The sequence below is a fragment of the Chitinimonas violaceus genome, assembly GCF_052601015.1.
Window position 1 is genome coordinate 22,970 of the sequence record NZ_JBQXDJ010000026.1, and the last position, 22,330, is coordinate 45,299.

Sequence of the window (22,330 nt, forward strand, 5' to 3'; positions counted from 1 at the left end):
TAAATTAAAAAACCGGTTGGCGGTCAACATAACGAAGTCCGCCGTTTTACCCCTCACTCGTCTGGGTGCTTCGCGAGGCTACATGCAGAACACTGCCTTTATCGGCCGGCAACCTATATTGAACCGCCAACAGCAGATCATTGGCTACGAGTTGCTGTTCCGACTCGACCAATCGTCAGTCACCGCCGAATTCTCCAGCGATATGCAGGCTGGTACGAATATCCTGGTCAATACCCTGTCGAATATGGGCGCTGACTGGTTGGTGGGCAGCAAGCTGGCGTTCGTCAACGTTGCTACCTCCATGCTGGAAAGCAACTTCCTGGAGCTCTTACATCCTCAACGTGTGGTGCTTGAGATCGTGGAATCCGTCAACGCGACCCCGGAGCTGATGGCTCGCGCCAAGGAGTTGCGTTCCCAAGGGTTTGGCATCGCGTTGGATGACTTCACCTATACCCCGCAGACAGCCCCTTTCCTGGAATTCGCCAACTACGTGAAGCTGGATATCCAGGATCTCGGACTGGAAAATACCAAAGCCCTATCCACAGAGCTGCGCAAGTTCCCGGTCTTGCAGGTGGCCGAGAAAGTGGAAACCAAGGACGAATTCAAATACTGCCTCGATGTCGGGCTTGACTGCTTCCAGGGCTATTATTTCGCCCACCCGGAAACGTTGTCGGCCAAGGTCATCAACCCCGCTTATGCAAACATCCTCGGCCTGTTGAACATGCTGCGGAACAATGCAGAAATCACCGAGATCGAAAACGCACTCAAACGCGACGTGGCGCTCTCGTTCAAGCTGCTTCGGTATATCAATTCAGCAGGCTTCGGTCTTTCGTGTGAAATCCACTCCTTCCGTCACGCAGTCACCATTCTTGGCTATCAGAAACTCTATCGGTGGTTGACGCTGCTGCTGGTCACCGCAAGTTCCGACGCAGGTACCCCACCTGCACTGATGAAGACAGCCGTAACCCGTGGCCGGCTGGTTGAGCTGCTTGGCAGCCACCTGCTTGACGGGACCGACAGGGACAATCTGTTTATCGTCGGTGTGTTCTCGCTGCTCGACGTTATGCTCGACATGCCAATGGATAAGATCCTAGAAACCCTGCTGCTGCCCGACTCGGTATCGGAAGCCTTGCTATCCCGCTTTGGTATGTATGGCCCCTTCCTAGAGCTTGCAGAGGCTTGCGAAGACCCGGATATGGCTGACGTACCTGCCCTGTGCGAGCAACTGCAGATCACCCCTGAAATGCTCAACAAAGCCCATGTCTCCGCCTTGGCCTGGGTGGAAGAGCTGGGCGTCTGATCAGACAACAAACAACTTCACCCTAAATAGACAGAAACGCCAGGTTTACAGCCGTGGCGTTTTGGTTTTGCAGCATTCCAGGGGAGTTTCCAACACCTTATCGCTGACACACAGCGGACTTTGACAGGTTTTCAAACCTGTTCAAGCTCTGTCGCGAGCAATCGTCAGCAGTGTGAAGCGCAGCGTAGAAGCCAGAATGTACTAGGTGTTTAGTCCCACAGTGTGCTGGTCTAATTTATTCCTAGCTACGAAAGGATGACCTACGGGACAGGTTCTTCGTACTTGTTCATGATCCTACTGCGCAGCTGTCAGGGCTTATGTACCGGTCGAAAACCCCCGCAAGGAGTACGCCGTACTGCTACGATGCTTCGTACCAAGAAGTTCGCAGCCTCCTGTTGGCTCAATGTTACCAATCAGGTATGTCTACGGAATTCAGGCTACCTCACACATCTCGCCATACCAACAGGCAACCGCTCTACTTCACATTCAAGGCAATAGACAAGACTTGCCGGCAACCAAGGAAAGTCTTGCAAGCTGTCTACCTCATGCAAACCCAGTTTGGCCAACACCTTGCGTGAGGGCTCATTTTCTGGCCTGACGAGTCCATACACAGCAGCCTCATCCAGCTGTTGAAACGCCAAGTCCAACGCCGCACGCCCCAGTTCTAGGGCAATGCCTTGTCCCCAGGCATCCGGCCGCAAGCGAAAACCCAGATTAAGCCGTTCTTCATCCCCATAAGTGCGCCAGGACAGCCCTCCAAAACCCAATACAGTTTCCGGATCATCCCGTCTGCTTACCACCCACATACCAAAACCATGCTGCGCCCAGTGCAATTGCCAGCGCCACAGCATATGTCCTGCAGCCTCATGCGTTGTCAGAGGCCCCGCAGGGTTATAGCGGTGAGTTGCAGGGTTGCCATAAATCTCAAAGACAGCGGCCAAATCCGACTCTTTCGGCTTACGCAGGTAGAAGCGTTCAGTTTCACATTCAGCGAGGAGGGCTAATTGCGCCATGGTGCTTTTGCAGTGGGTAATTGATCAGGCCCGTGCATTGTCTAGGCACACAAGACATTCAGGAATACGATAATGACTTATACTTTTTATAAGTATTATTTATGTCTCTACTCATCAGCGACTTGGAGCTGTTATGTGAGGTAGCCGAGCGTGGCAGCTTCAGCCAAGCTGCTGCTGCACGTGGCTGGTCGCAACCCCAGGTAAGCCAGCGTATCGCCCAATTGGAATCCGCACTTGGCACATCGTTGTTTCAGCGCCATCGGCGGGGTGCCGTCGCGACGCCAGCATGCCTTGCCTATCTGGACTCGGTTAAACGTGCACTGGTTGAGCTGGACAATGGTCGACGTCATATCCAGGGTGCGCCAGCTTTGCCTGAAGCACGCGTCGGCTGCCCACCATCGCTTGCCTCACTGGTGTTCAGCCCGCTCATTGCAGCCTTGGCCGATGCGCAACTCGAGTTGTTTTGTCATACCGACCACTCGCCAGAGCTCATGGAAAGAGTGCTCAGTGGTCGGCTCAAAGTTGCCTTTGTTTTAAACCGTCCCACCATCAATGGCATTCAACTGGAAGTACTGGCCGACTCACCAATCCTTGCACTGGTAGCAGCTACACACCCCTTGTCCAAGGTTAAGAACACAAGCTTGGCTACTTTAGCCGAGGAACGCATCTCACCACAATGGTGGGGCCCCGACGTGGAGGAACTGATACGCCTTTTGCGGCAGCATCGGCGCGCGCCCTTGCCGCTTCATACGAACCAGCCTGCCACTACAGCCAAAGCGCTGGCCCTGCGTCATGGCTTCATCATCTTTGCACCTGCTATTGCCGTTTTGGATGAGCTAAAGGAAGGACGGTTGGTCCAATTGCCTGTTGTCGATCTACCTGATTGGCGCTGGCAGGTAATGATGGCATACCGATCCGGTAAGCGACCCGATGCCAGCCGAGACCAGATATTGGCTGCAGCACGCACCATGGGACAAGACTGGCGCCAAGCGTTGAACCAATTGGTAGTGGCTAGCACACGAATAGCAAGCGCTTGATTTTTTGACGATACCCCAACCAGTCCCGCATCATTAGACGATTTTTCTTCCCGAGGCGCATCCAGCGCCACACAACAACAGCGAGGAACAACCCCGTGGAACGCGAATTCATGGAATACGACGTGGTGATCGTCGGTGCCGGCCCAGCAGGCCTCTCCGCCGCGATTCGCCTCAAGCAAATGGCTGCCGAGAAAGGCAGCGAGGTCAGCGTATGTGTACTGGAGAAGGGATCTGAAGTGGGCGCCCATATCCTATCCGGCGCCGTGATCGACCCTATCGCCATGAATGAGCTGTTCCCGGATTGGAAAGAACGCGGTGCGCCATTGAATGTCCCGGTCACCGAAGACAAATTCTTGATATTGGAAGCGGACGAGAGTTATCGCATCCCCAATTTCCTGCTTCCACCGTTGATGAACAACCATGGCAATTACATTGTCAGCCTGGGGAATGTCTGCCGCTGGCTGGCGACGCAAGCCGAAGCGTTAGGCGTGGAAATCTATCCTGGGTTTGCCGCTGCGGAAGTGCTGTACCACGATGATGGCTCTGTCAAAGGCGTCGCAACCGGCGATATGGGTGTCGCCAAAGATGGCAGCCACAAGCCTGAATACGCGCGCGGTATGGAACTACACGCCAAATATACGTTGATTGCTGAGGGGGTACGTGGATCGTTGGCAAAGGAAATCCAGGCCAAATTCAGTCTCAGAAAAGGTGTAGATCCGCAGAAGTTCGGTATCGGTATCAAGGAGCTGTGGAAGGTCGACCCAAAGCGACATCAACCAGGGCTCGTCATGCATTCGCAAGGCTGGCCACTTGATGCCAACACAGGCGGTGGCTCTTTCCTCTACCACTTGGACGACAATCAGGTTGTCGTCGGTTTTGTGGTACATCTGAATTACGAAAACCCCTACCTGAGTCCCTACGACGAATTTCAACGCTTCAAAACCCATCCTGCCATTCGCGACACTTTCGAGAACGGTAAACGTATTGCCTATGGCGCACGCGCTATTAATGAAGGTGGCCAGCAGTCGATCCCTAAGCTGGTATTCCCGGGCGGTGCCCTGATCGGTTGCTCGGCAGGCTTTGTGAATGTGCCTCGCATTAAAGGTAGCCACAATGCCATGAAGAGCGGCATGTTAGCCGCCGAAGCGGCTTTTGAAGCCATCTCTATGGGTCGCGCCGGCCATGATGAACTGACCAGTTACTCAACTGCACTGCGCCAGTCGTGGGTTTGGGAAGACTTGGACAAAGTGCGCAACATCAAACCAGCCTTATCGAAATTCGGCCTTTGGGCTGGCACCGTATATGGCGGCTTTGACATGTGGTGCCATTCGATTGGCATACGCTTGCCTTGGACATTTCAGCACAGCAAAGCCGATCATGAATGCCTGAGACCTGCAGATGAATGCAACCCGATTATCTACCCCAAGCCTGACGGTAAACTGAGCTTCGACAAGCTCAGCTCGGTATTCATTTCCAACACCAACCACGAAGAAGACCAGCCAAGCCATCTTACGTTGCGCAACGCCAGCATCCCCGTGAAATTAAACTGGGCGGTGTATGCCGGCCCGGAACAACGCTTCTGCCCTGCTGGTGTATATGAGTTCGTCGGTTTGGAAGAAAGCCAACCACACCTGCAGATCAACGCGCAGAACTGTGTGCACTGCAAAACATGTGATATCAAAGATCCAAGCCAGAACATCAACTGGGTGGTGCCTGAAGGGGGTGGCGGGCCTAATTACCCAAATATGTGAGCTTTTCTTGAGCAATGAACAAAGCCCATTTGGCGTAAACACAAAAGGCCCCATTTCTGGGGCCTTTTATTATGGATCAAGTACTACTCAAACATCTTAATAGGAATAGACACTTCTGCCATTTGCCCCAACACCAACATACCCACCATTTGAGTTTGCCAGAGCCAACACATCAGCAGAACTGTTTGCGGTATTAGTTAGAGTCCAAGCGCCATTACCGTTACCATACAAAATGATACCGCCAGCACCACCAATGACCAACCGGCTACCAGAAACTATCGTATTCAGGTTAGCCAACGTGTTGGATCCATCCCGAGTCCAACTAGCAAGGTCTGGCGACTGCAGCACAGTACCACCATTACCCACGACAACATAAACAACTGCACCGTTAACGGTAGTCTGAGCAATATCATTAAGGGAAGAAGTAGTCGTGCTATTTCGGGCAGTCCAATTAATCGCATCGGTACTGGTCAAAATAATGCCGCCATTACCCAAAACAACAAACTGGCCATTGAGAAAAGCAACTTTGTTGAGAGAACTGGTCCCAACATTGGCATTAAGCGCTGTCCAATTTATCGTCTGCGTTCCAGGTTCTAAAGGGTCGTTAACAAGAACACCGGAAAGGAGCGTACCTCCAATACCGACAGCTACGTAAGTCGAACCACTATAAGCAACGCTATTGAGCCGAACAATGGCTTTCGTATCCGTAGCTTTCCAAGTTGGTGCTGCAGAAGTCGGATTATTGCTGATACGTGCCACACCATTATCGCCAACAGCAACCAAACGGGCACCATCGTTCAGTAAGCCTCGAAGATTCACATTGATACCCGAATTTAATGTGTTCCAGTTGTCGCCTTTCACGGACGAATAAAGCCCGCCACCATTTCCAGCGGAAATCATCGTGCCATTGAAATTAATCAAAGCATTCAAATCCGCCGTACCTGTAACCTTACCTATAGACCAACTATCTCCCGCCGGGCGCGGCTGGACTGCCTGCGAAGGTGCCGCATCACCTGGCACACCTCCTGAACTCGCTGCATTAATAGTGAATGAGTAAATTTGCCCATTGGTCAGCCCTGTAACAACAAAAGGAGGGCGCACATCTATAAATTGGTCCGGCTCAGGAAATGTTGTGTAGTTGGCAGGGGTAATTTGACCAGCACGGGCTTTAAACACTCGGTAAGTCGAGTTGGAATTATTGTTCCACGTCACCGTAGCGCGACCATCACCTGGGGTAACCACTAGATTCGTCGGCGTCGCCTTGGGGTCCTTATCGCCACATGCTGCCAAGGCAAGAATAGGGAGTATTAGGAGTGGCTTTAACCACGCTTTAGAAAAAGTATTGGCCAACATAGATTTCCATCGTCCTTGAATTAACTGAACAGCACAGTAGGAAAGGTGTTCAGACCCATTGCATCATATTCATGCTTGCTGAACAGAAGCTGACTTTGAGCCCATTGCAAGCAAATAGACCTGAAATATCAGAACTTGTTCATGGACCTGTAACGCGCAACTATCATCATGGCGCCATCAGCACAGAAACCGAAATCAACTGCACGTGATCATGAAAAGGTCCTCAGAGCCTGATTTCATAGTCATGATCACAATACCTGTCGCACTTAATACGCATAAACATTGGTGCCTACAGCGCCGACACCTATGTACCCGCCATTGGCACTGACCAGCGCGTACACATCATCGCTTCTCTTGGTCGTTGTCGCGGTCCAGCTGCTATCGCCTTTACCATACAGAATAGTGCCGCTCTGACCCGCAATCACAGCCCGGCTGCCCGCAGCAACCGCAATCGCGTTCAAATCCAACGCTACAGGCGACACCTCCTTGATCCAACTTGTCAGGTTGTCGGACCGTAGAATGACCCCTTTCGCCCCTATCACCAGGTAATTAACCTTGCTGTCGATCACCACGGCGCCGATATCAAGCAGCGCGTCCGTCGCACCACTGGTTTGCTTTGTCCATGTAATGCCATCCGGGCTAGTCAAAATTACCCCGCCGTCACCCAGAACCACGAACTGGCTGCTGAGATAGGCAACCTTGTTCAGATTGTCAGAAACGCCCGACGTCCGAGCCGTCCAAGTAATCGTCGGTGTGGCTGGGGTCGTGGTCGAATCAGTCGCACCTACTCCAGACAGAATCACCCCCCCGGCACCGACTGCCACATAAGCCGAACTACCAGCAGCGATGCTATTGAGCTGAGCCGTCGTATCCGTCTTTGTGACTTTCCATGTGGCTTTATCAGTCAGGAAGTCACTGCTCATCTGCACCGTACCTCCTGCACCAACAGCGATCAACCGGGTAGCGGAAGCCTCATATAACAACCCACGCAGGTCATTCGTGGTACCAGATGCAATCGCCGTCCATTTATCCCCTTTCATGGACGTAAAGAGTGCACCGCCATTACCCGCCGCCAACAAGTTCGCACCGGTATCCACCTTAACCTGGGCCATGATCACCGCGTTCAGATTCGCCGTGCCCGCACTATCACCCGCAGTCCATGCATCCCCTGCCGCACGCGGCACTGCATTCACCGAAGGGGCTGCAGGCCCTGCCGGGCTACCCGACTTGGTGGAATTGAGGGTAAAAGCATAGGTCTTGCCATTGGTAAGGCCTGCGATAACCACACCAGAACGGGCAGGCCACTTTAAATTGGATTCTGGGAAGTCCTTATAGTTATCCGGTGTGAGCGCTTTGTCGGCCTGCGCGCTAAACACCCAATATTCCAAGCTAGCGTCCTCATCCCAGGTAAGCGTGACGCGACCATCCCCAGGGGTTACCACCAAATTCTTCGGTGCATTAGATGGCGCCTTTTCGGTAAGACAAGCCGTCAGCGCAAAAATAGGAAGAAGTAAGACCAGCTTGAGCCATGTCTTGTATAAGGTTTGAAACACCACGAATATCCTTTTCACGAAACAAACCAGCCGTTTTAGGTTTGGCTGGCCACCATAAAACACTTATTACCCGAATACCATTTTTACCCGGCTTTTTCTCTTAGAACCTGTCTAAAGTCTGCTGTGCGTCAGCAATACGGCGTTGAAAACACCCTCGGAATACTCATTCACCACCCGTAAAGTCCGCTTCCTCGGTTGTTTTCGCCTTGTCTTGCTTTAGCTCTCGAGACTTTTAAAAGGTTTCTACAACCCTTGAGGCTCGTAGTCTCCATGTCGGGCTAACCCTTGCGCAAGCGATTTCCTTAGAACCTGTTCGCAATCTTACTGCGCAGCAATGATCAGGTCTCGTCTACTCAGCTTCTAAGCTGCGCTTCACCCTGCAGGCAACCGTTCATGACAAATCATGAAACAGGCTCCAAAAGAGACCTCCAGCAAACAGTTTGGTTGCATTTTCTGGCCACACCGTGGCAATGAATATCTCGACCTACCCTACCTGTGGCAAACCGAAGAAGGAAACAGATTTCCTATTAAATTCATTTGCTTGTGGGATAAATTACCCAGTATTCGATATGCCCGCTACAAGCTGTCGGGATTTCCCACTCGGACTTGGCGACTGAGCAAGCCTATAATCGCGAGCTACCTACCAAAGATGATGTATGGAGTGTGATATGGATGATGAACTACGAAAAAGCGCGCTCGAGTACCACCAGTTTCCACGTCCCGGCAAAATCCAAGTTGCCCCGACCAAACCGCTGTCCAGTCAGCGTGACCTCGCCCTAGCCTACTCCCCTGGTGTTGCCGCTGCCTGCGACGCTATCGTTGAAGACCCGTTGAACGCCTACAAGTACACCGCCCGCGGTAATTTGGTCGCTGTCATCTCCAACGGTACTGCCGTGTTGGGACTCGGTAATATCGGCCCTTTGGCCGGCAAGCCGGTGATGGAGGGCAAAGGGGTCTTGTTCAAAAAGTTCGCCGGCATCGATGTTTTTGACATCGAAGTCGATGAAAATGACCCCGACAAACTGGTCGATATCATCTGCGCGCTGGAGCCTACTTTCGGCGGTATCAATCTGGAAGACATCAAAGCGCCAGAGTGCTTTTATGTCGAGCAGAAATGCCGCGAACGGATGAAGATCCCCGTCTTTCACGACGACCAGCATGGCACCGCCATCATTACCGCCTCTGCAGTACTGAATGGCCTGCGTATCGTCGACAAGGACATCAGCAAAGTACGCCTGGTAGTGTCCGGTGCAGGTGCTGCAGCCATCGCCTGTTTGAACCTGCTGGTGCAACTGGGCATGAACCCTGCCAATATCATCGCCTGTGATTCAAAGGGTGTGGTGCACAAAGCGCGTGAGGATTGGGACAAACTGGATGAGTCGAAAAAACGTTACGCGCAGGATACACAACACCGTACGCTGAAAGACGCCATGGTCGGCGCAGATATCTTCCTAGGCTTGTCCGGTCCTCGTTTGGTAAGCCAGGACATGGTGCGCAGTATGGCTTCGCACCCCCTGATTCTGGCGTTAGCTAACCCAGAGCCGGAAATCCTGCCGCCATTGGCGAAGGAAGCACGGCCCGATGCCATCATCTGTACTGGTCGTTCAGACTACCCAAATCAGGTCAACAACGTTCTGTGCTTCCCCTTCATCTTCCGTGGCGCACTGGATGTGGGTGCATCGACCATCAACGATGAGATGAAGCTCGCCTGCGTACGCGCCATTGCCGATTTGGCCATGGCCGAGCAATCAGATGTCGTTGCAGATGCCTATAGCGGCGAATCGCTGAAATTCGGCCCTGACTACATCATTCCCAAACCTTTTGACCCACGCCTGATCGTCAAGATCGCACCGGCTGTGGCAAAGGCGGCGATGGATTCCGGTGTGGCTACCCGCCCGATTCCCGACATGGCTGCCTACCACGAATCGCTGATGCAATTCGTCTACAAGTCCAACCTGTTCATGAAGCCGGTGTTCAGTGCCGCCAAGAAAGCCAAGGCCCGTGTGGTCTATGCAGAGGGCGAGGACGAGCGTGTATTGCATGCGATTCAGGAAATCGTCGACCTGGGATTGGCTCAACCGATTCTGATCGGCCGCCCCAGCGTGATAGACATGCGCATTGAGAAACTAGGTCTGCGTATTCGCCCCGGTGTGGATTTCGAACTGGTCAACAACGAGAACGACCCACGCTACCGCGAGTACTGGACCGAATATTACCAGTTGCGTATGCGTCACGGTGTCAGCCAGGAATACGCCAAACGTGAAGTGCGGCGCAAGACCACCCTGATCGGCGCCTTGATGATGCGCCGCGGGGAGGCTGAAGCCATGATCTGCGGCACTTACGGTCATTACCAGGATCACCTCAACTTCGTCTGCCAGACCATCGGCCGGCAAGCTGGTACCCACATCTATGGGGCGATGAATGCGCTGATCCTGCCCAAGGGGAATGTGTTCATTACTGATACCTATGTGAACCAGAACCCTACCGCCGAACAATTGGCCGAGATCACACTGATGGCTGCGCAAAGCGTGCGCAACTTCGGCATCGTGCCAAAGGTAGCGCTGCTCTCGCACTCCAGCTTTGGTTCGGTTGATTCACCGACATCGATCAAAATGCGTGAAACCTTGAATATCCTGCGTATGCAAGCGCCGGATCTGGAAGTCGATGGCGAGATGCATGGTGATGCGGCGTTATCCGGCACCATCCGCAAAATGATCATGCCGGAATCGACCCTGAAGGGCGATGCAAACATATTGGTCATGCCGACGCTGGATGCCGCCAATATCGCGTTCAACCTGCTCAAGGCCAGTGCCGCGGATGGCGTCACCATCGGCCCAATGTTGCTAGGCGTTGCCAAGCCGGTGCATATCCTGACGCCAACGGCATCTGTACGCCGTATCGTCAATATGACTGCCCTGGCGGCAGTTGAAGCCGGTCAACGAAGCTGATTACTACCTGCTGCACCCCAAACAAAACACCCCGCAACATGCGGGGTGTTTTGTTTTTATCCAATGCTAAGTGGCTGTTTACAGTTTATCTCAACACTGATCAATTAAATCCAATTGAATTATTATTGCTTCATCAAAGTCACACCGCACTTCTGTAAATTACCGAAGTCATACCCAGACATCTGAATTGAATTACCGATTTGTACGGCACTGACTATTTCACTGTTATTCATACAACCAAACCATGTAGAGCTGTTGTATGTACCTATTTTTCCCCAGGAAAAATTTTCATAACCTGGGATTTTATCAATACCCGCACTTCGTAAATCCAATTCAAATGGATGGCCCGCAATACCACCACTTATCCAAGTAGCTGACATTTGCCCACCACCACTATAACAAGAGAGCGCTGTTTGCATACGGCCGGCACTAAGAATAGCTACACTCGCGTTACAGCTATAATCTCCCGCGGCATCTTTATAAGCGCCAGGAACAAACGTATTGGCAAAAAAAGTAGGTGAAGCCGTTGCCGCGACAGTAGAGCTGGCCGTATTAATCATGCCGTTATCGGTAACACTCAGTGTCACCAGGACATCGTAATAGTTAACCTTACCACTCAAGTCCTTTGTTGGAACACGGTAAATACGAATTCTATTATCTGCACCAACAATATTGGATTTTTCCAGATAAGCTGCTGGCGCAGCAAAGGTGGCTACTGGAATCAAGCTGGCGATAATAGCAGATAGAATGATCTTTTTAAGCATGGCAATACCTCCTGAATCTGTTTTAATGGGTATATTCATTTGCCAACATATCAAACAACATATGAAAGAGAACCACGTTTCCACCTATAAAACGGGCACCCGTCCTCATACAAAAGCACTGGCTTATGCTTCGTGCTATTTGTATTGCTGTATTGGCGTTTGGCAGTCTTAGGCTAGATTACTAATGCTGCCTCTGTGTTACGTTAACAGTGTTTTTATTACCAGCACGCTAGACCTTTTCTGTTACCGGTACAGTTCGCCAACCCTGTACCAATAGTGGACGGGTTGGCTCGAACTATTCGCAACTAATACCGCTAGGATTTATCCAGCTTCGCATCTCGCAAGCATCCCAACGGGTGCGAGATCGTGAACAGATTTGTTGCTTGTGCGGTGAGGCTTCAAACTGGCTACTACTTAGCAATCAACAGCACCACACCTCGGCCACATACACCATAAGGAGCGGACTCCCCCCCAATAGCTTCTTCCATGCCGGGATTTCGTACCTGATCATGCCCTTCCGCCCAACTGCAACTATCAGTTACCCGATGCCAGTTCCGCCCAGCACCAGGCCAAGGCAGCTTGAAAGTCACGCTATCTCGCCAGCCGTTGTAAGCCACATAGATGGCAGCGGCGCTATCTCCCAGTTCAGTACCATCAATCCGCCAGGCAATCGCATGGTTGTCCGCATTATTGAAATACGCAGCGTCGGCCACACCACCATCAGGACGGAACCAATGCAATTGTTCCATCCCATTACTGTTTAGATCAGTGGCTGAATAAAAATTGGCGGGCCGAAGTGCAGAATGCGCCTTACGGAAGGCAATCATCCGTTGAGTGAAGGTTTGGAACTGGGTTTGTTCAGCAGTCCAACGCCAATTCAGCCAGTTGGTCTTCGAGTCGAGGTTATACGGGTTGTTATTACAGTTAATACTGCGCAAGTACTCGTCACCCGCCACCAGCATGGGGGTACCGCCAGAGACCAGCAACAAAGTCAACGCATTACGGGCAGCCTTGCGTTGATCAGAAGCAATCCCATCCTGATTCCAGCTGAAATTGAAGTCTTCACCGCCATCCGATGGGCCGTAGGGCCAAGCTTGCGTATTGTTCTTGCTGTTACAGGTATACAAGTCCTTGAGAGTAAAACCATCGTGCGCAGTAATGAAATTGATTGAATGCCAAGGCTTGCGGCCATCGTCCTGGTACAAGTCGCTCGAACCCGCAATCCGCATGGCCAACTGCCCTGGAGTAATCGTTTCGCCTCCCATTGCATTCTGGTCTTTACGTAAGGTGTCACGATAGATGCCATTCCATTCGGCCCAACCGTCGGGAAAGCCACCCACCTGATAGCTATTGCCACCAATTGCCCAAGGTTCTGCAATCAGATCAACACCACTGCCACCATTACCCGGGCGGGGTGGTAACTCGTTGGTAATACGGTTGATCGCATTCGAAGCATCGTTCTTTTCGAAATTGAAACAACCATGCTCACAGCTGTTGCCCAATATCGATGCCAGATCGAAGCGGTAACCGTCTACCCCCAATGCATCGCGCCAATACACCAATGAATCAATAATCAGGTTCTGTGCTACCAGGTTACGTGCGTTGTAGTTACCGCCCACGCCAGTGTTATCGACATTGCTCTGCTTATCCGAGGTAAGCGAGTAATAAGTCGGGTTATCCAGACCACGCCAACTGTAAAGGTTGTAAGTGTTTTTATCATCTGGGCGCCAAGCACCACCCTCACCGGTATGGTTGTACACCACATCGATCAGTACTTTGATGCCGGCATCGTGAAAAGCCTTCACCATATCCTTGAACTCACGTGTCGGCCCACCTGCGGACTTATCACTGGCATAGCGGCGATCAGGGGCAAAGTAATTCAGGGTCATATACCCCCAATAGTTGTCGCCCAGTGTGGTGGTTGGGTTCAATTCATGGCCATCGTTCTGGGTTTCCTGTACCGGCAGAAATTCAATCGCCGTAATACCCAAGCTAGCCAAATAGGCTGCCTTCATACCAGCACCCTTGTAGGTGCCGCGGTACACAGTAGGTATGCTGTCATCGTTCATGGTAAGGCCACGCACATGCGCTTCGTAGATCACATCATCCTTCAGCGCACGGCTTGGCTTGATGCCGGTGCTACGTGTATCCGGGAGCAGTACGATACCCTTTGGCGCCTCACGGCCATTGTCTACATGCCGATACAGTGGTCCGCTTGCGTATATGGTCCCCTCAGCCAAAAGCTGAGGCGCGGGGTCATGACTCAACTCCAACGCATAAGGGTCGCTTAGAAGCTTATTTGGATTGAAGCGATTCCCTGCCGCATCCACATCGCTGAGAAAGCCCACACTGGAGCCCTTGGTCCAACTGGTGATGTAAGGCCAATTCGGCCCCCAGGCGCGATAACCGTAATAAACGGTACCGGTAAGGCCATATTGCCTAACCAATGTTCCAACTGGCAGCGACACATTCCAAACGCTGTTTGGCCCTGTATTCATGGGAATACGCGCAACTTCCTCTTCCCCCTTAGGGAGGCGGTAGAGATACAGTTCAACCCGGGTAGCACGTGAGGAAAATACTTTGAAGTTCAGCTTGGTCTGGGTCGCATCGTAACGGGCACCAAGTCGATCGGGATCAGCTGCTGCATAGACATGCGGCATGTTGATGACCAAACAGGTCGAGAATGCCAACAGCAGATAGCGAAGTTGCATTTTGTTATCTCCATTTTTTGTGTTCCGAACGGGTAAGTTCATTGCCTACCCGCTCTAAGCGGCCACAACTATCTACACGGCTCGCCATGTAGATCAAGAGACAGCAGTACGGTCTTACTTATTACTGACAAAGCCCCATCTGGAAAAATTCAACGGACTACTCGATAGCTTTCAATCGGCATCACCCTGATGGACTGCCAGCCTGAAGCAGTCATGAACAAAAACACAACAAGACATGCAACAGGCTGAAGGTACGGCACGAGAAAAACGCGGAACTCATGGTGCCCTGCCATAATGAGCCATCTTCGAGGAGGGCCTATGAGCGACCCGAGCAACACCAACCCATTCGCATTCTTCCAGCAATTCTTCAAACCCATGGAAGGCATGCAACCCTTCATGCCCCCCCTGACCGAAGAGGAATGCGCCCGTAAAATCGCTGAATTGCGGACGGTGGAGCAATGGCTAGGCATGCAGGTTGGGATGCTGCAAATGAGCATACGGGCACTGGAATTACAACAGGCAAGCCTCGCAGCCCTCAAGCCGCGAGACAAATCAGCACCAGATTCCCCTGCACGATAAGTGGGGGGCAAATAGTTACGCGGCCTTGCTATTAACTGCCACTATTCCTTTGCCGAGACTGTCATTACGCTTGGGTCCTTCCAGCCGGGTTGTGGTTTGCGCGGCCAGCGTGCATACGTCACCCGACAACTCTCCGCCTTCTGCGACCAGAATCTTGCCGTAACGGACACTGCCGCTCACCCGCCCGGTAGCATGCACAATCAGCTGCTGGCGTACCGTCAGCTCACCTTCAAAGTGCCCATGAATTTCAGCGATATCGATGCTGACCTTACCGGTGAAAGCGCCCTGCTCGGCAATCCGCAGCACCCGGCTGTCCATGGTCGCCTCAACCCGACCTTCAACAACCAAGGTATCGCAATCGAGGATCTCCGCCCCTTTGAGTTTGACATTCGGGCCGACAACCAAGCGATTTGCGCTCTCATTTCCGGTATCGGGCTGAACAAGTACCTGAGCTCCTGTCGCCTCACTCGCAACAACTGGTGCTTCGTTGAGAGCCAATCCAGGGTAAGTACTGTTGGAACTTGTAGGCCTGCTGGTGAGGGTACTTGTGGCCACACGGTTATCCCGTTCGATAGGCGCAGCATTGTTACGTGCAAGGGTATTGGCTTTGGCAAACATTAGGGCTCTCTCTGGCTTTGGGGGAATGTAGCGGCAACCGATCACGGCTTCTGCATACACCCCGAGGATAGGTAAGGGGCGCTCCCCCTTTAGAACTTGCTTACGAGCTGTCACAAACAGATGTCAGCAGGGCATAGAGCAGCGTGGAAACCGGAATGTACGGAGGTACATAAGGCTGCGAACTTCTTGGTGCAAAGCACCGTAGCAGTTCGGCGTCCCCCTTGCGGGGGCTTTTGAGCAACACATAAGCCCTGATCACAGCTGCGCAGCAAGTTCGTAAATGGGTTCTTACAAGAGATGTGCCAGGAGAAACTTCCTCAATCTATTCAGTGAAATAGGCTGGGTTTCGCCAGGCGCTGGCAAATGACACCATTCAGAAAAGTCGTTTCCTAGCGACGGATAATCAGCAATGGGATGTAAGCCACTGATTGAAAAGGCAGTCACCCTGTCGTATTGACACGACGACGTAAAGGCTCTCTATGTTTTGTTAGCTGCTGCCGAATACAGACAACCGAGATGATGCAAAGTAACTATATGGATATAGGCTTGAGTAGTGCTCTTTAACCGCCGTTCGTAGTATCGAGCAAAGCAAAGCGGGCATAGGACCAAGGCCAAGATAGCTTCCAAAGTCATACCAGTAGAGAAGAAAACAACTGCCCCCAACACACAGACTACCAACAAACTACGAAAGAACTTGGAGTCTGCTTCCAACCGGTGGACGTCTTCTGCTGCCGCTGGGCACTTCGCTATCAGCACCGCCCGCGCCCACTGAAATGTATTCAGTGCAGCGCGCTCACTTTCATCGATCAACATGTCGCGAATTCGCGTCGCACAGTAGTACGCACTCGCATTCCCATAGGGGTTCAGCTTTTCCCTCAGCCTGTTATAGGGTCGGTCGATATACGAACCGACGAGAAAAATAAGATGCCCTAGAAAATAGGACCCGGTAAGAAATGCGACCCAGACACCGGCATCGCTTGTGGGACGCGCAATCAGCGGACCAAGTATGAGATGCCCGACTCTTGGGCTAAGGATCGCTGTGGCAATTGCACCCGGCAGCAGAATCGCAAAGAAGTCCACCACCCCGACATAGAACTCGCTGGGGCTAGCCATTTGCTCCTCCTCAGGTGGGCAAACCCGTTTATTGAGTACCTACTCACAGGTTTACGTATACACACCGCACTTTGGATTCAAACGCCTGTGCACAGGACCTTCTTATTTCAGATCCAGCGCACCAATTACGTATTTGAGTTTTTCGAGCTCAGTTGTCTTGGTAAGGAAATGGCTTGCACCCGCAGCCATACAGGCGCCCCGGTAGGCTTCACCTTCGTTATTGGTCATTACAATGAAAACAATATCCGGCAGCTGCGCATGTATCGTCTGCAGCACTGACAAACCCGTGCCTGAGCGCAAATGTAGATCAAGGAAAACACAATCTGGCAGTGTACGCTGAATGCCGGCTATCGCATCCTCAGCCGTTTCAGCCATCCCAACAATGCTGACACCCGGGAGTTCCGCCAGCATTTCGGTCAACACGGCCTGAATAACCCGTGAGTCATCCACGATAAAGATATTGGCTGTGCGCGGTGCAGCGGTCATTTCAACTTACTCTTGATACGGCAATATCCAGCAGCCCAACCATCAGCTAGCTCAACAACCCGAACCGCCAGCAAACCGGCATAGACCTAATATCATCATAGTCTTGAATTGCAGGGTAACAAGTGGCTTTCATAGCTAATGAAACCATGCCCCATAGATTTGGCAGGCATTCCATCTACAAAGCGACTCAAGCGATATACGGCATGATGGGAGAGTGCTATCCAACGCACTCCCCCAGTAGGGCAAAGGTCACGTTTGACTGAGCAATCAAACCACAGCAGGCTTAGGCAGAGGTCGGCTTGGAAATGCGTGGCGTACCAGACGCACCACTACCGTAAAGAATTGGCGGGCAAAGCTGCCGCTGTTGTAATGCTGGCCATAGCGCCGGCATATTTCTCTTACTTCCACCGCGATCGCGCTATAACGCCGGGCTGGAATGGTAGGGAACATATGGTGTTCGATTTGGTGGCTCAGATTCCCGGTAAGAATATGCAAAAGCTTGCTGCCCGTCAGATTGGATGAACCACGCAGCTGGCGTATATACCAAGCACCGCGGCTTTCATTTTCAAGCACCGAAGGTGGAAATACTTCAGCGTGTTCTGTAAAGTGCCCACAAAAGATCACCACAAAAGTCCAGATATTACGCAGCAGATTTGCCAGCAGATTACCCACCAGCACACCCAGGAAATTCGGGCCTGCCAATAACGGGAACACCAAATAGTCCTTCAACACTTGTCTCGATACCTTATGACCTACAGGGGGCAGTTTTTCCAATAGCTTCGGAAAAGGGAGCTTACCCCTGAAGTATCGGTCGATCTTCAAGTCGAAGATGGCAATCGCACCCTGAAAGAATATCGCCTGCAAGGTCGCCCAAAGGGGTTGCAGCAAATAGAACGGCCGCCAGCGCTGCTCGGCAAAAATGCGCACCGTGCCATAGCCAATATCATGGTCGCGACCCAGCACATTGGTAAAGGTGTGATGCTGGTAGTTATGGGTATGTCGCCAAGCGTCACTTGGGCATGCATGGTCCCATTCGTAGGTCTTGCCATTGAATTCTGGGTCATTCATCCAGTCGTACTGGCCATGCATCACGTTGTGGCCCAGTTCCATGTTTTCCAGGATCTTGGCCAAGGCCAGCAACAAAGTGCCCAGGATAAAGGTGGGGGGGAAAAAACCCGCAAACAGCATCAATCGACCTGCCAACTCAGCAATACGTACGCTGCTGCGGATATGACGGATATAGCGGGCATCAACCTCACCTAAATCCGCCTGATGTTTCTTTTGCAACGCATCCAGCTCAGCGCCAAATGCTTCTACTTCTGCAGGGCTGAGTTCACGGTTCTTCACCATCGTCATGGTTCTTGCTTTCTTACAGATCAAGCGTCACATCGCCTACGGGCGCAGTGATACATAAACGGATAGATTCATTGGGTTCTGCAGAGAGTAGCCCCGTCTGCAAATCCCGCACCACACCCGATACCTTTTTGCAGGTACAGGTGTTGCAAATACCCATGCGACAGCCATTTGCTGGGGATAAGCCATGGGCTTCGGCTTGAACCAGCAAGGTTGCGGCTCCATTGCCCTCCATTGCCTTCCTGGCGCGGGCATAGTTCAGGGTCACCGGCTGGTTGGGCGCTGCGGTAAATACCGGGGGTGTAAACGCTTCCATCTGCAAGCCGGCAACACCACCCGCTACATTCAATACTTGGCGTACTGTATTGGTAAAACCATAACTGCCACAGGCCATGACCTGCCAACGCGCCAAACTACCAAGCGTTGCAAGATGTTCAGCACAGAAACGGCCACTTAGCGCACCATCTGAAGTTGGCTCGGCAGTCAACCCAAGCTGTAATCGCCAACGTGGCATACGGCTGAACAAGTCCTCCAATTCCGCCAGATAAGCCATATCACTGCGTTGGCGACCGTAATACAACAGCACTACCTCGCAGCCTGGCGCTTCAAGCTGCAAGCTGCGCAACATGGCCAAAATCGGTGTGATGCCACTACCTGCAGCCAATAGCAATAGCTGATCTGCATGATTGGGCAAGCCGAACTCGCCGGCGGACTGGCCAATTTCCAGGTAGTCCCCTACCTTGAGTTGATCATGTAACCAATTCGAGACGAGGCCCCCTTCGCTACGTTTAACCGCGATCTCCAGCTGCCCGATTCTTTTTGCGGCAGCACAAGGGCTGTAGTAGCGGGTATGGCGCACACCGTTGATCTCCACGGTAAGCGGCACATGTTGTCCGGCACGGGCACCGAGCCAATGGGCGCTGGGCGCAAGCGTAATGGCAACGGTCTGCTTACCCTGCTGGCGTTTGGCAAGTACACGGGCAAACACCCGTTTAAGCGCCAGTTGCGGGTGCAGGCAACCCGCGTAATAGTCGAATACCGACTCACGTAAGAAACCGGCGAGTGGGGTACGTTGCAGGGCAGTAAGTACTGGCAAGGTGAAATTCACCAGCATGGAAGGCAACAAAGCCAAGACTAGGCTCCGATTTGTAAGTGTTTAGTGAACAGTTGTTCACAATGTTGCCGCGCCACCGCATTTCAGTCAACATCTGTTCACTAAATGATGCAATACCTACTGATCGCTCAACGAAATAGCCCACTTCTGCTACATTGCCGCCCAATTCTAGGCAGGGTAGTCCTAGTCGACCTTTATCCCTTCCAGATCACGCTAGGCCTCATCAATGCGCGCAGAAAAAAAACTCCAGACCCGCCAAGCTCTGCTTGATGCCGCGCTGATGCTGATGGAAACCGGTAGGGGCTTCAGTGGGTTGAGCCTGCGCGAAGTAACGCGAGAGGTCGGCATCGTGCCAACTGCCTTCTACCGCCACTTCCCTGATATGGAAAGCTTGGGCCTTGCCTTGGTCGAGGAGGTCAGCAGTTCGTTCCGCGAGGCGATTCGCTTGGTCCGAAGCAATCAATTCGAACATCTTGGTGCGATCAGCGCTTCAGTACAGATTTTTGTCGATTATGTTGTGGCGCATCGGCAGTTATTCTTGTTCTTGGCGCGTGAGCAATATGGCGGTTCCACCGTCATACGGCAAGCCATCAAAGAGATTCAGCAGCGTTTCATCGTTGATTTGATCGACGACTTGAAACAGATGCCCAAGCAGCGTCACCTCAACGTAGCAGACTTGGATATCCTAGCCGATCTGATCGTAAAGACGGTATTTTCCACCCTGCCCGAATTGATCAACCCAGCCGATACTGAAGACAACAGTCAGGGGATTGCACAGGACAGGTTGGAATCCAAGCTGCGCTTTATCTTCATGGGAGCCAAATACTGGCGGGGTGTGCTGTGGGAGCCGGACATGGATGAGGATAATCCCCCCTCACCCAGCCAAGTCTAATACCGAAGCGTCTGTCTACGTTCTTTCGCCGGTAGCCCACCAAAGCCATTCCGGTGGAAGCCAAAAACCACCTTTGCTCAACGTTCGGGCAAAGGAATACGTTCCACCTCGCCAGGAACCGCAGGGAAACGCTCCTCCTTCCAACGCACCTTGGCAGCTTCTATCTTCTCTGTGGTACTCGCAACGAAATTCCACCATATGTAGCGCGGACCATCCAACGGGTCACCGCCCAGCACCAGTAACCGGGTGTCTTCCATTGCTTCCACCCATACCGCTTGGCCTGGCTTAAGTATCGCCAGTTGGCCGGCCTCAACGCGCTCGCCATCAATCTCGACAGCACCACGCGCTATGTATACGCCGCGTTCAGCATGGTCGGCAGGAATATCAAAGCGGGCGTTCCGCTCAAGCTCACCCGCAACATACAAGGTGTCAACATAGGTGTGGACCGGTGAAATATGGCCATAAGCACGCCCCAGGATCACTCGTAGTGTCAGGTCTGGCTGTTCAATCAACGGCAGGCTGCTAGCGGGGTGGTGCCAAAAACCCGGCTCAGCATCCTCATACGCCAAGGGCAAAGCAAACCATGTCTGTATGCCATGCACCTGCTGACCTGTCTGACGAGGCCTGGGAGGTGTCCTCTCCGAATGCACCACACCATGTCCTGCCGTCATCCAGTTCACATCGCCAGGGCGGATGATCTGTTCATTACCCAAACTATCGCGATGCAATATCTCGCCCTCGTACAGATAGGTCACCGTAGCCAAGCCAATATGCGGATGCGGACGTACATCGATACCTGTACCCGCCGCAAAGTCGGCTGGCCCCATATGGTCAAAGAAAATGAAAGGACCTACTGATTGCTTGGGCAAGCAGGGTAAAAGACGACGTACTGAAAAACCACCCAGATCACGTTCGTGTGGTTTTAATAGATGTTGAATGCTGGACATTGGAAAGGCCTAAGGGGTGAGGTCGATAAAAACTTCAGGTGATACAGTTACTGCCCATAAAAACCACAGGGCACCATGCATGGGTGATTCACCGTCGCATGGCGCCCTGCGTCAATTTATTGATTCAAGCGGATCTGATACTCAAGCACATTGCCCCAGATTGGCCGGTAATTGCAGTCTGTAGGCTGGAATTGCCAGGACAGGATGGAACGTGCCTGCCGGGTGACACCGGACATCGGCTGCGTCAAGTAAAGGTTTTGATTCGCAGCAGCGATAACAGCAAACTGCCAGGGAGGATTGACGTTGAATGCCTCATTGGCCAAGTGCACGCTATCCACGCCTACAGGCAGGAAAGTAGCGCCATTGCTCACGCAGTTGAGCACATATTCCCGACTGCCCGCTAAAGGCGCAGCGCCAAAGCCGCCTTTTTGTTTGATGCTGACCGGACAGGCGAACATCCGCCGTTGTGGGTCATAACCGCAGCAGGTCATCTGCTCATACCAAGTACTGCCTTGATATGACGTCTTGCCGCAAAAAGCGGCGGGGCTTACAACTGTGCCATCCTGCACTGCACAGGCAGGCTGATATTGCGCATAAACCGCCTTCTCAAAACGTTGGCGCTCTTCATCGTTCATCTTTTCCCACCCAGCCTGGGTGAACTGTCTGACAATGGCTTCCTTGACGTCATCCCCGCATGCCGGCGCTGCTTGAACTACACCACACAGCAAGCCAGCACTCAGTAATACAGCCAATCTTGTTCGCATACACATGATGGTTTCCTCCTGCAAGATGGATGTA

18 protein-coding genes are annotated in these 22,330 nt (G+C 52.3%); 6 read left to right on the forward strand and 12 right to left on the reverse strand.

The features are described 5' to 3' along the window. Positions 1–82 precede the first annotated feature (82 nt). Positions 83–1,300: an EAL and HDOD domain-containing protein gene (locus tag ACUHMQ_RS10770; RefSeq protein ID WP_445295469.1), complete on the forward strand. Its 1,218-nt coding sequence runs from the start codon at positions 83–85 to the stop codon at positions 1,298–1,300. 437 nt (positions 1,301–1,737) lie between these two features. Here the strand turns inward: ACUHMQ_RS10770 and ACUHMQ_RS10775 are convergent, their stop codons facing one another. Next, positions 1,738–2,313, reverse strand: coding sequence for a GNAT family N-acetyltransferase (locus ACUHMQ_RS10775; protein ID WP_445295470.1), 576 nt, complete (start codon positions 2,311–2,313; stop codon positions 1,738–1,740). Between the two features lie 101 nt (positions 2,314–2,414). Between ACUHMQ_RS10775 and ACUHMQ_RS10780 the strand changes: the two genes are divergently transcribed. Continuing rightward, positions 2,415–3,350 (forward strand): LysR family transcriptional regulator, encoded by a 936-nt coding sequence (locus tag ACUHMQ_RS10780; protein WP_445295471.1) that lies wholly within the window; start codon positions 2,415–2,417, stop codon positions 3,348–3,350. 110 nt (positions 3,351–3,460) lie between these two features. Next, positions 3,461–5,101: an electron transfer flavoprotein-ubiquinone oxidoreductase gene (locus ACUHMQ_RS10785; RefSeq protein ID WP_445295494.1), complete on the forward strand. Its 1,641-nt coding sequence runs from the start codon at positions 3,461–3,463 to the stop codon at positions 5,099–5,101. A 96-nt stretch (positions 5,102–5,197) separates the two neighbouring features. On the opposite strand, the gene ACUHMQ_RS10790 is transcribed toward ACUHMQ_RS10785, so the two are convergent. Both ACUHMQ_RS10790 and ACUHMQ_RS10795 read right to left on the reverse strand, forming a co-directional pair. Then, positions 5,198–6,454 (reverse strand): WD40/YVTN/BNR-like repeat-containing protein, encoded by a 1,257-nt coding sequence (locus tag ACUHMQ_RS10790; RefSeq protein ID WP_445295472.1) that lies wholly within the window; start codon positions 6,452–6,454, stop codon positions 5,198–5,200. 266 nt (positions 6,455–6,720) lie between these two features. Then, the gene (locus ACUHMQ_RS10795) at positions 6,721–8,007 is read right to left on the reverse strand and encodes a sialidase family protein (RefSeq protein WP_445295473.1); all 1,287 of its coding nucleotides are present in this window, start codon (positions 8,005–8,007) and stop codon (positions 6,721–6,723) included. A gap of 668 nt (positions 8,008–8,675) precedes the next feature. Here ACUHMQ_RS10795 and ACUHMQ_RS10800 point away from each other — a divergent pair. Then, complete coding sequence (locus ACUHMQ_RS10800) at positions 8,676–10,955, forward strand: NADP-dependent malic enzyme (RefSeq protein ID WP_445295474.1); 2,280 nt, start codon at positions 8,676–8,678, stop codon at positions 10,953–10,955. 122 nt (positions 10,956–11,077) lie between these two features. On the opposite strand, the gene ACUHMQ_RS10805 is transcribed toward ACUHMQ_RS10800, so the two are convergent. Both ACUHMQ_RS10805 and ACUHMQ_RS10810 read right to left on the reverse strand, forming a co-directional pair. Then, positions 11,078–11,758 carry a hypothetical protein gene (locus tag ACUHMQ_RS10805; RefSeq protein WP_445295475.1) on the reverse strand — a complete coding sequence of 227 codons (681 nt, stop codon included), beginning with the start codon at positions 11,756–11,758 and terminating at the stop codon, positions 11,078–11,080. A gap of 371 nt (positions 11,759–12,129) precedes the next feature. Then, positions 12,130–14,430 (reverse strand): glycogen debranching protein, encoded by a 2,301-nt coding sequence (locus ACUHMQ_RS10810; RefSeq protein ID WP_445295476.1) that lies wholly within the window; start codon positions 14,428–14,430, stop codon positions 12,130–12,132. Between the two features lie 318 nt (positions 14,431–14,748). On the opposite strand from ACUHMQ_RS10810, the gene ACUHMQ_RS10815 reads away from it, so the two are divergent. Beyond that, positions 14,749–15,009, forward strand: coding sequence for a PhaM family polyhydroxyalkanoate granule multifunctional regulatory protein (locus tag ACUHMQ_RS10815; RefSeq protein WP_445295477.1), 261 nt, complete (start codon positions 14,749–14,751; stop codon positions 15,007–15,009). A gap of 15 nt (positions 15,010–15,024) precedes the next feature. Here the strand turns inward: ACUHMQ_RS10815 and ACUHMQ_RS10820 are convergent, their stop codons facing one another. The 5 genes from ACUHMQ_RS10820 to ACUHMQ_RS10840 form a co-directional block, all read right to left on the reverse strand. Further along, a complete protein-coding gene (locus tag ACUHMQ_RS10820) occupies positions 15,025–15,627 on the reverse strand; it encodes a bactofilin family protein (protein ID WP_445295478.1) in 603 nt (200 codons plus the stop codon). Between the two features lie 477 nt (positions 15,628–16,104). After that, positions 16,105–16,740: a hypothetical protein gene (locus ACUHMQ_RS10825; protein WP_445295479.1), complete on the reverse strand. Its 636-nt coding sequence runs from the start codon at positions 16,738–16,740 to the stop codon at positions 16,105–16,107. A gap of 102 nt (positions 16,741–16,842) precedes the next feature. Continuing rightward, entirely contained in the window at positions 16,843–17,226 is a 384-nt protein-coding gene (locus ACUHMQ_RS10830) for a response regulator (RefSeq protein ID WP_445295480.1), read from the reverse strand. A 267-nt stretch (positions 17,227–17,493) separates the two neighbouring features. After that, positions 17,494–18,582, reverse strand: a complete 1,089-nt coding sequence (locus tag ACUHMQ_RS10835; protein ID WP_445295481.1) for a fatty acid desaturase family protein — start codon at positions 18,580–18,582, stop codon at positions 17,494–17,496. 13 nt (positions 18,583–18,595) lie between these two features. Further along, positions 18,596–19,711: a ferredoxin reductase gene (locus ACUHMQ_RS10840; RefSeq protein ID WP_445295482.1), complete on the reverse strand. Its 1,116-nt coding sequence runs from the start codon at positions 19,709–19,711 to the stop codon at positions 18,596–18,598. A 208-nt stretch (positions 19,712–19,919) separates the two neighbouring features. Between ACUHMQ_RS10840 and ACUHMQ_RS10845 the strand changes: the two genes are divergently transcribed. Next, positions 19,920–20,585: a TetR family transcriptional regulator gene (locus ACUHMQ_RS10845; RefSeq protein WP_445295483.1), complete on the forward strand. Its 666-nt coding sequence runs from the start codon at positions 19,920–19,922 to the stop codon at positions 20,583–20,585. A 77-nt stretch (positions 20,586–20,662) separates the two neighbouring features. On the opposite strand, the gene ACUHMQ_RS10850 is transcribed toward ACUHMQ_RS10845, so the two are convergent. After that, positions 20,663–21,532 (reverse strand): pirin family protein, encoded by an 870-nt coding sequence (locus tag ACUHMQ_RS10850; protein WP_445295484.1) that lies wholly within the window; start codon positions 21,530–21,532, stop codon positions 20,663–20,665. Positions 21,533–21,648: 116 nt separating this feature from the next. Beyond that, positions 21,649–22,302, reverse strand: coding sequence for a hypothetical protein (locus tag ACUHMQ_RS10855; protein ID WP_445295485.1), 654 nt, complete (start codon positions 22,300–22,302; stop codon positions 21,649–21,651). Positions 22,303–22,330: the final 28 nt, after the last annotated feature.

Bases quoted from the DNA above. Each gene is read 5' to 3' on its own strand.
- ACUHMQ_RS10770 (WP_445295469.1), top strand. From the start codon at position 83: ATGCAGAACACTGCCTTTATCGGCCGGCAACCTATATTGAACCGCCAA.
- ACUHMQ_RS10775 (WP_445295470.1), bottom strand. From the start codon at position 2,313: ATGGCGCAATTAGCCCTCCTCGCTGAATGTGAAACTGAACGCTTCTAC.
- ACUHMQ_RS10780 (WP_445295471.1), top strand. From the start codon at position 2,415: ATGTCTCTACTCATCAGCGACTTGGAGCTGTTATGTGAGGTAGCCGAG.
- ACUHMQ_RS10785 (WP_445295494.1), top strand. From the start codon at position 3,461: ATGGAATACGACGTGGTGATCGTCGGTGCCGGCCCAGCAGGCCTCTCC.
- ACUHMQ_RS10790 (WP_445295472.1), bottom strand. From the start codon at position 6,454: ATGTTGGCCAATACTTTTTCTAAAGCGTGGTTAAAGCCACTCCTAATA.
- ACUHMQ_RS10800 (WP_445295474.1), top strand. From the start codon at position 8,676: ATGGATGATGAACTACGAAAAAGCGCGCTCGAGTACCACCAGTTTCCA.
- ACUHMQ_RS10805 (WP_445295475.1), bottom strand. From the start codon at position 11,758: ATGAATATACCCATTAAAACAGATTCAGGAGGTATTGCCATGCTTAAA.
- ACUHMQ_RS10810 (WP_445295476.1), bottom strand. From the start codon at position 14,430: ATGCAACTTCGCTATCTGCTGTTGGCATTCTCGACCTGTTTGGTCATC.
- ACUHMQ_RS10815 (WP_445295477.1), top strand. From the start codon at position 14,749: ATGAGCGACCCGAGCAACACCAACCCATTCGCATTCTTCCAGCAATTC.
- ACUHMQ_RS10820 (WP_445295478.1), bottom strand. From the start codon at position 15,627: ATGTTTGCCAAAGCCAATACCCTTGCACGTAACAATGCTGCGCCTATC.
- ACUHMQ_RS10825 (WP_445295479.1), bottom strand. From the start codon at position 16,740: ATGGCTAGCCCCAGCGAGTTCTATGTCGGGGTGGTGGACTTCTTTGCG.
- ACUHMQ_RS10830 (WP_445295480.1), bottom strand. From the start codon at position 17,226: ATGACCGCTGCACCGCGCACAGCCAATATCTTTATCGTGGATGACTCA.
- ACUHMQ_RS10835 (WP_445295481.1), bottom strand. From the start codon at position 18,582: ATGACGATGGTGAAGAACCGTGAACTCAGCCCTGCAGAAGTAGAAGCA.
- ACUHMQ_RS10845 (WP_445295483.1), top strand. From the start codon at position 19,920: ATGCGCGCAGAAAAAAAACTCCAGACCCGCCAAGCTCTGCTTGATGCC.
- ACUHMQ_RS10850 (WP_445295484.1), bottom strand. From the start codon at position 21,532: ATGTCCAGCATTCAACATCTATTAAAACCACACGAACGTGATCTGGGT.
- ACUHMQ_RS10855 (WP_445295485.1), bottom strand. From the start codon at position 22,302: ATGTGTATGCGAACAAGATTGGCTGTATTACTGAGTGCTGGCTTGCTG.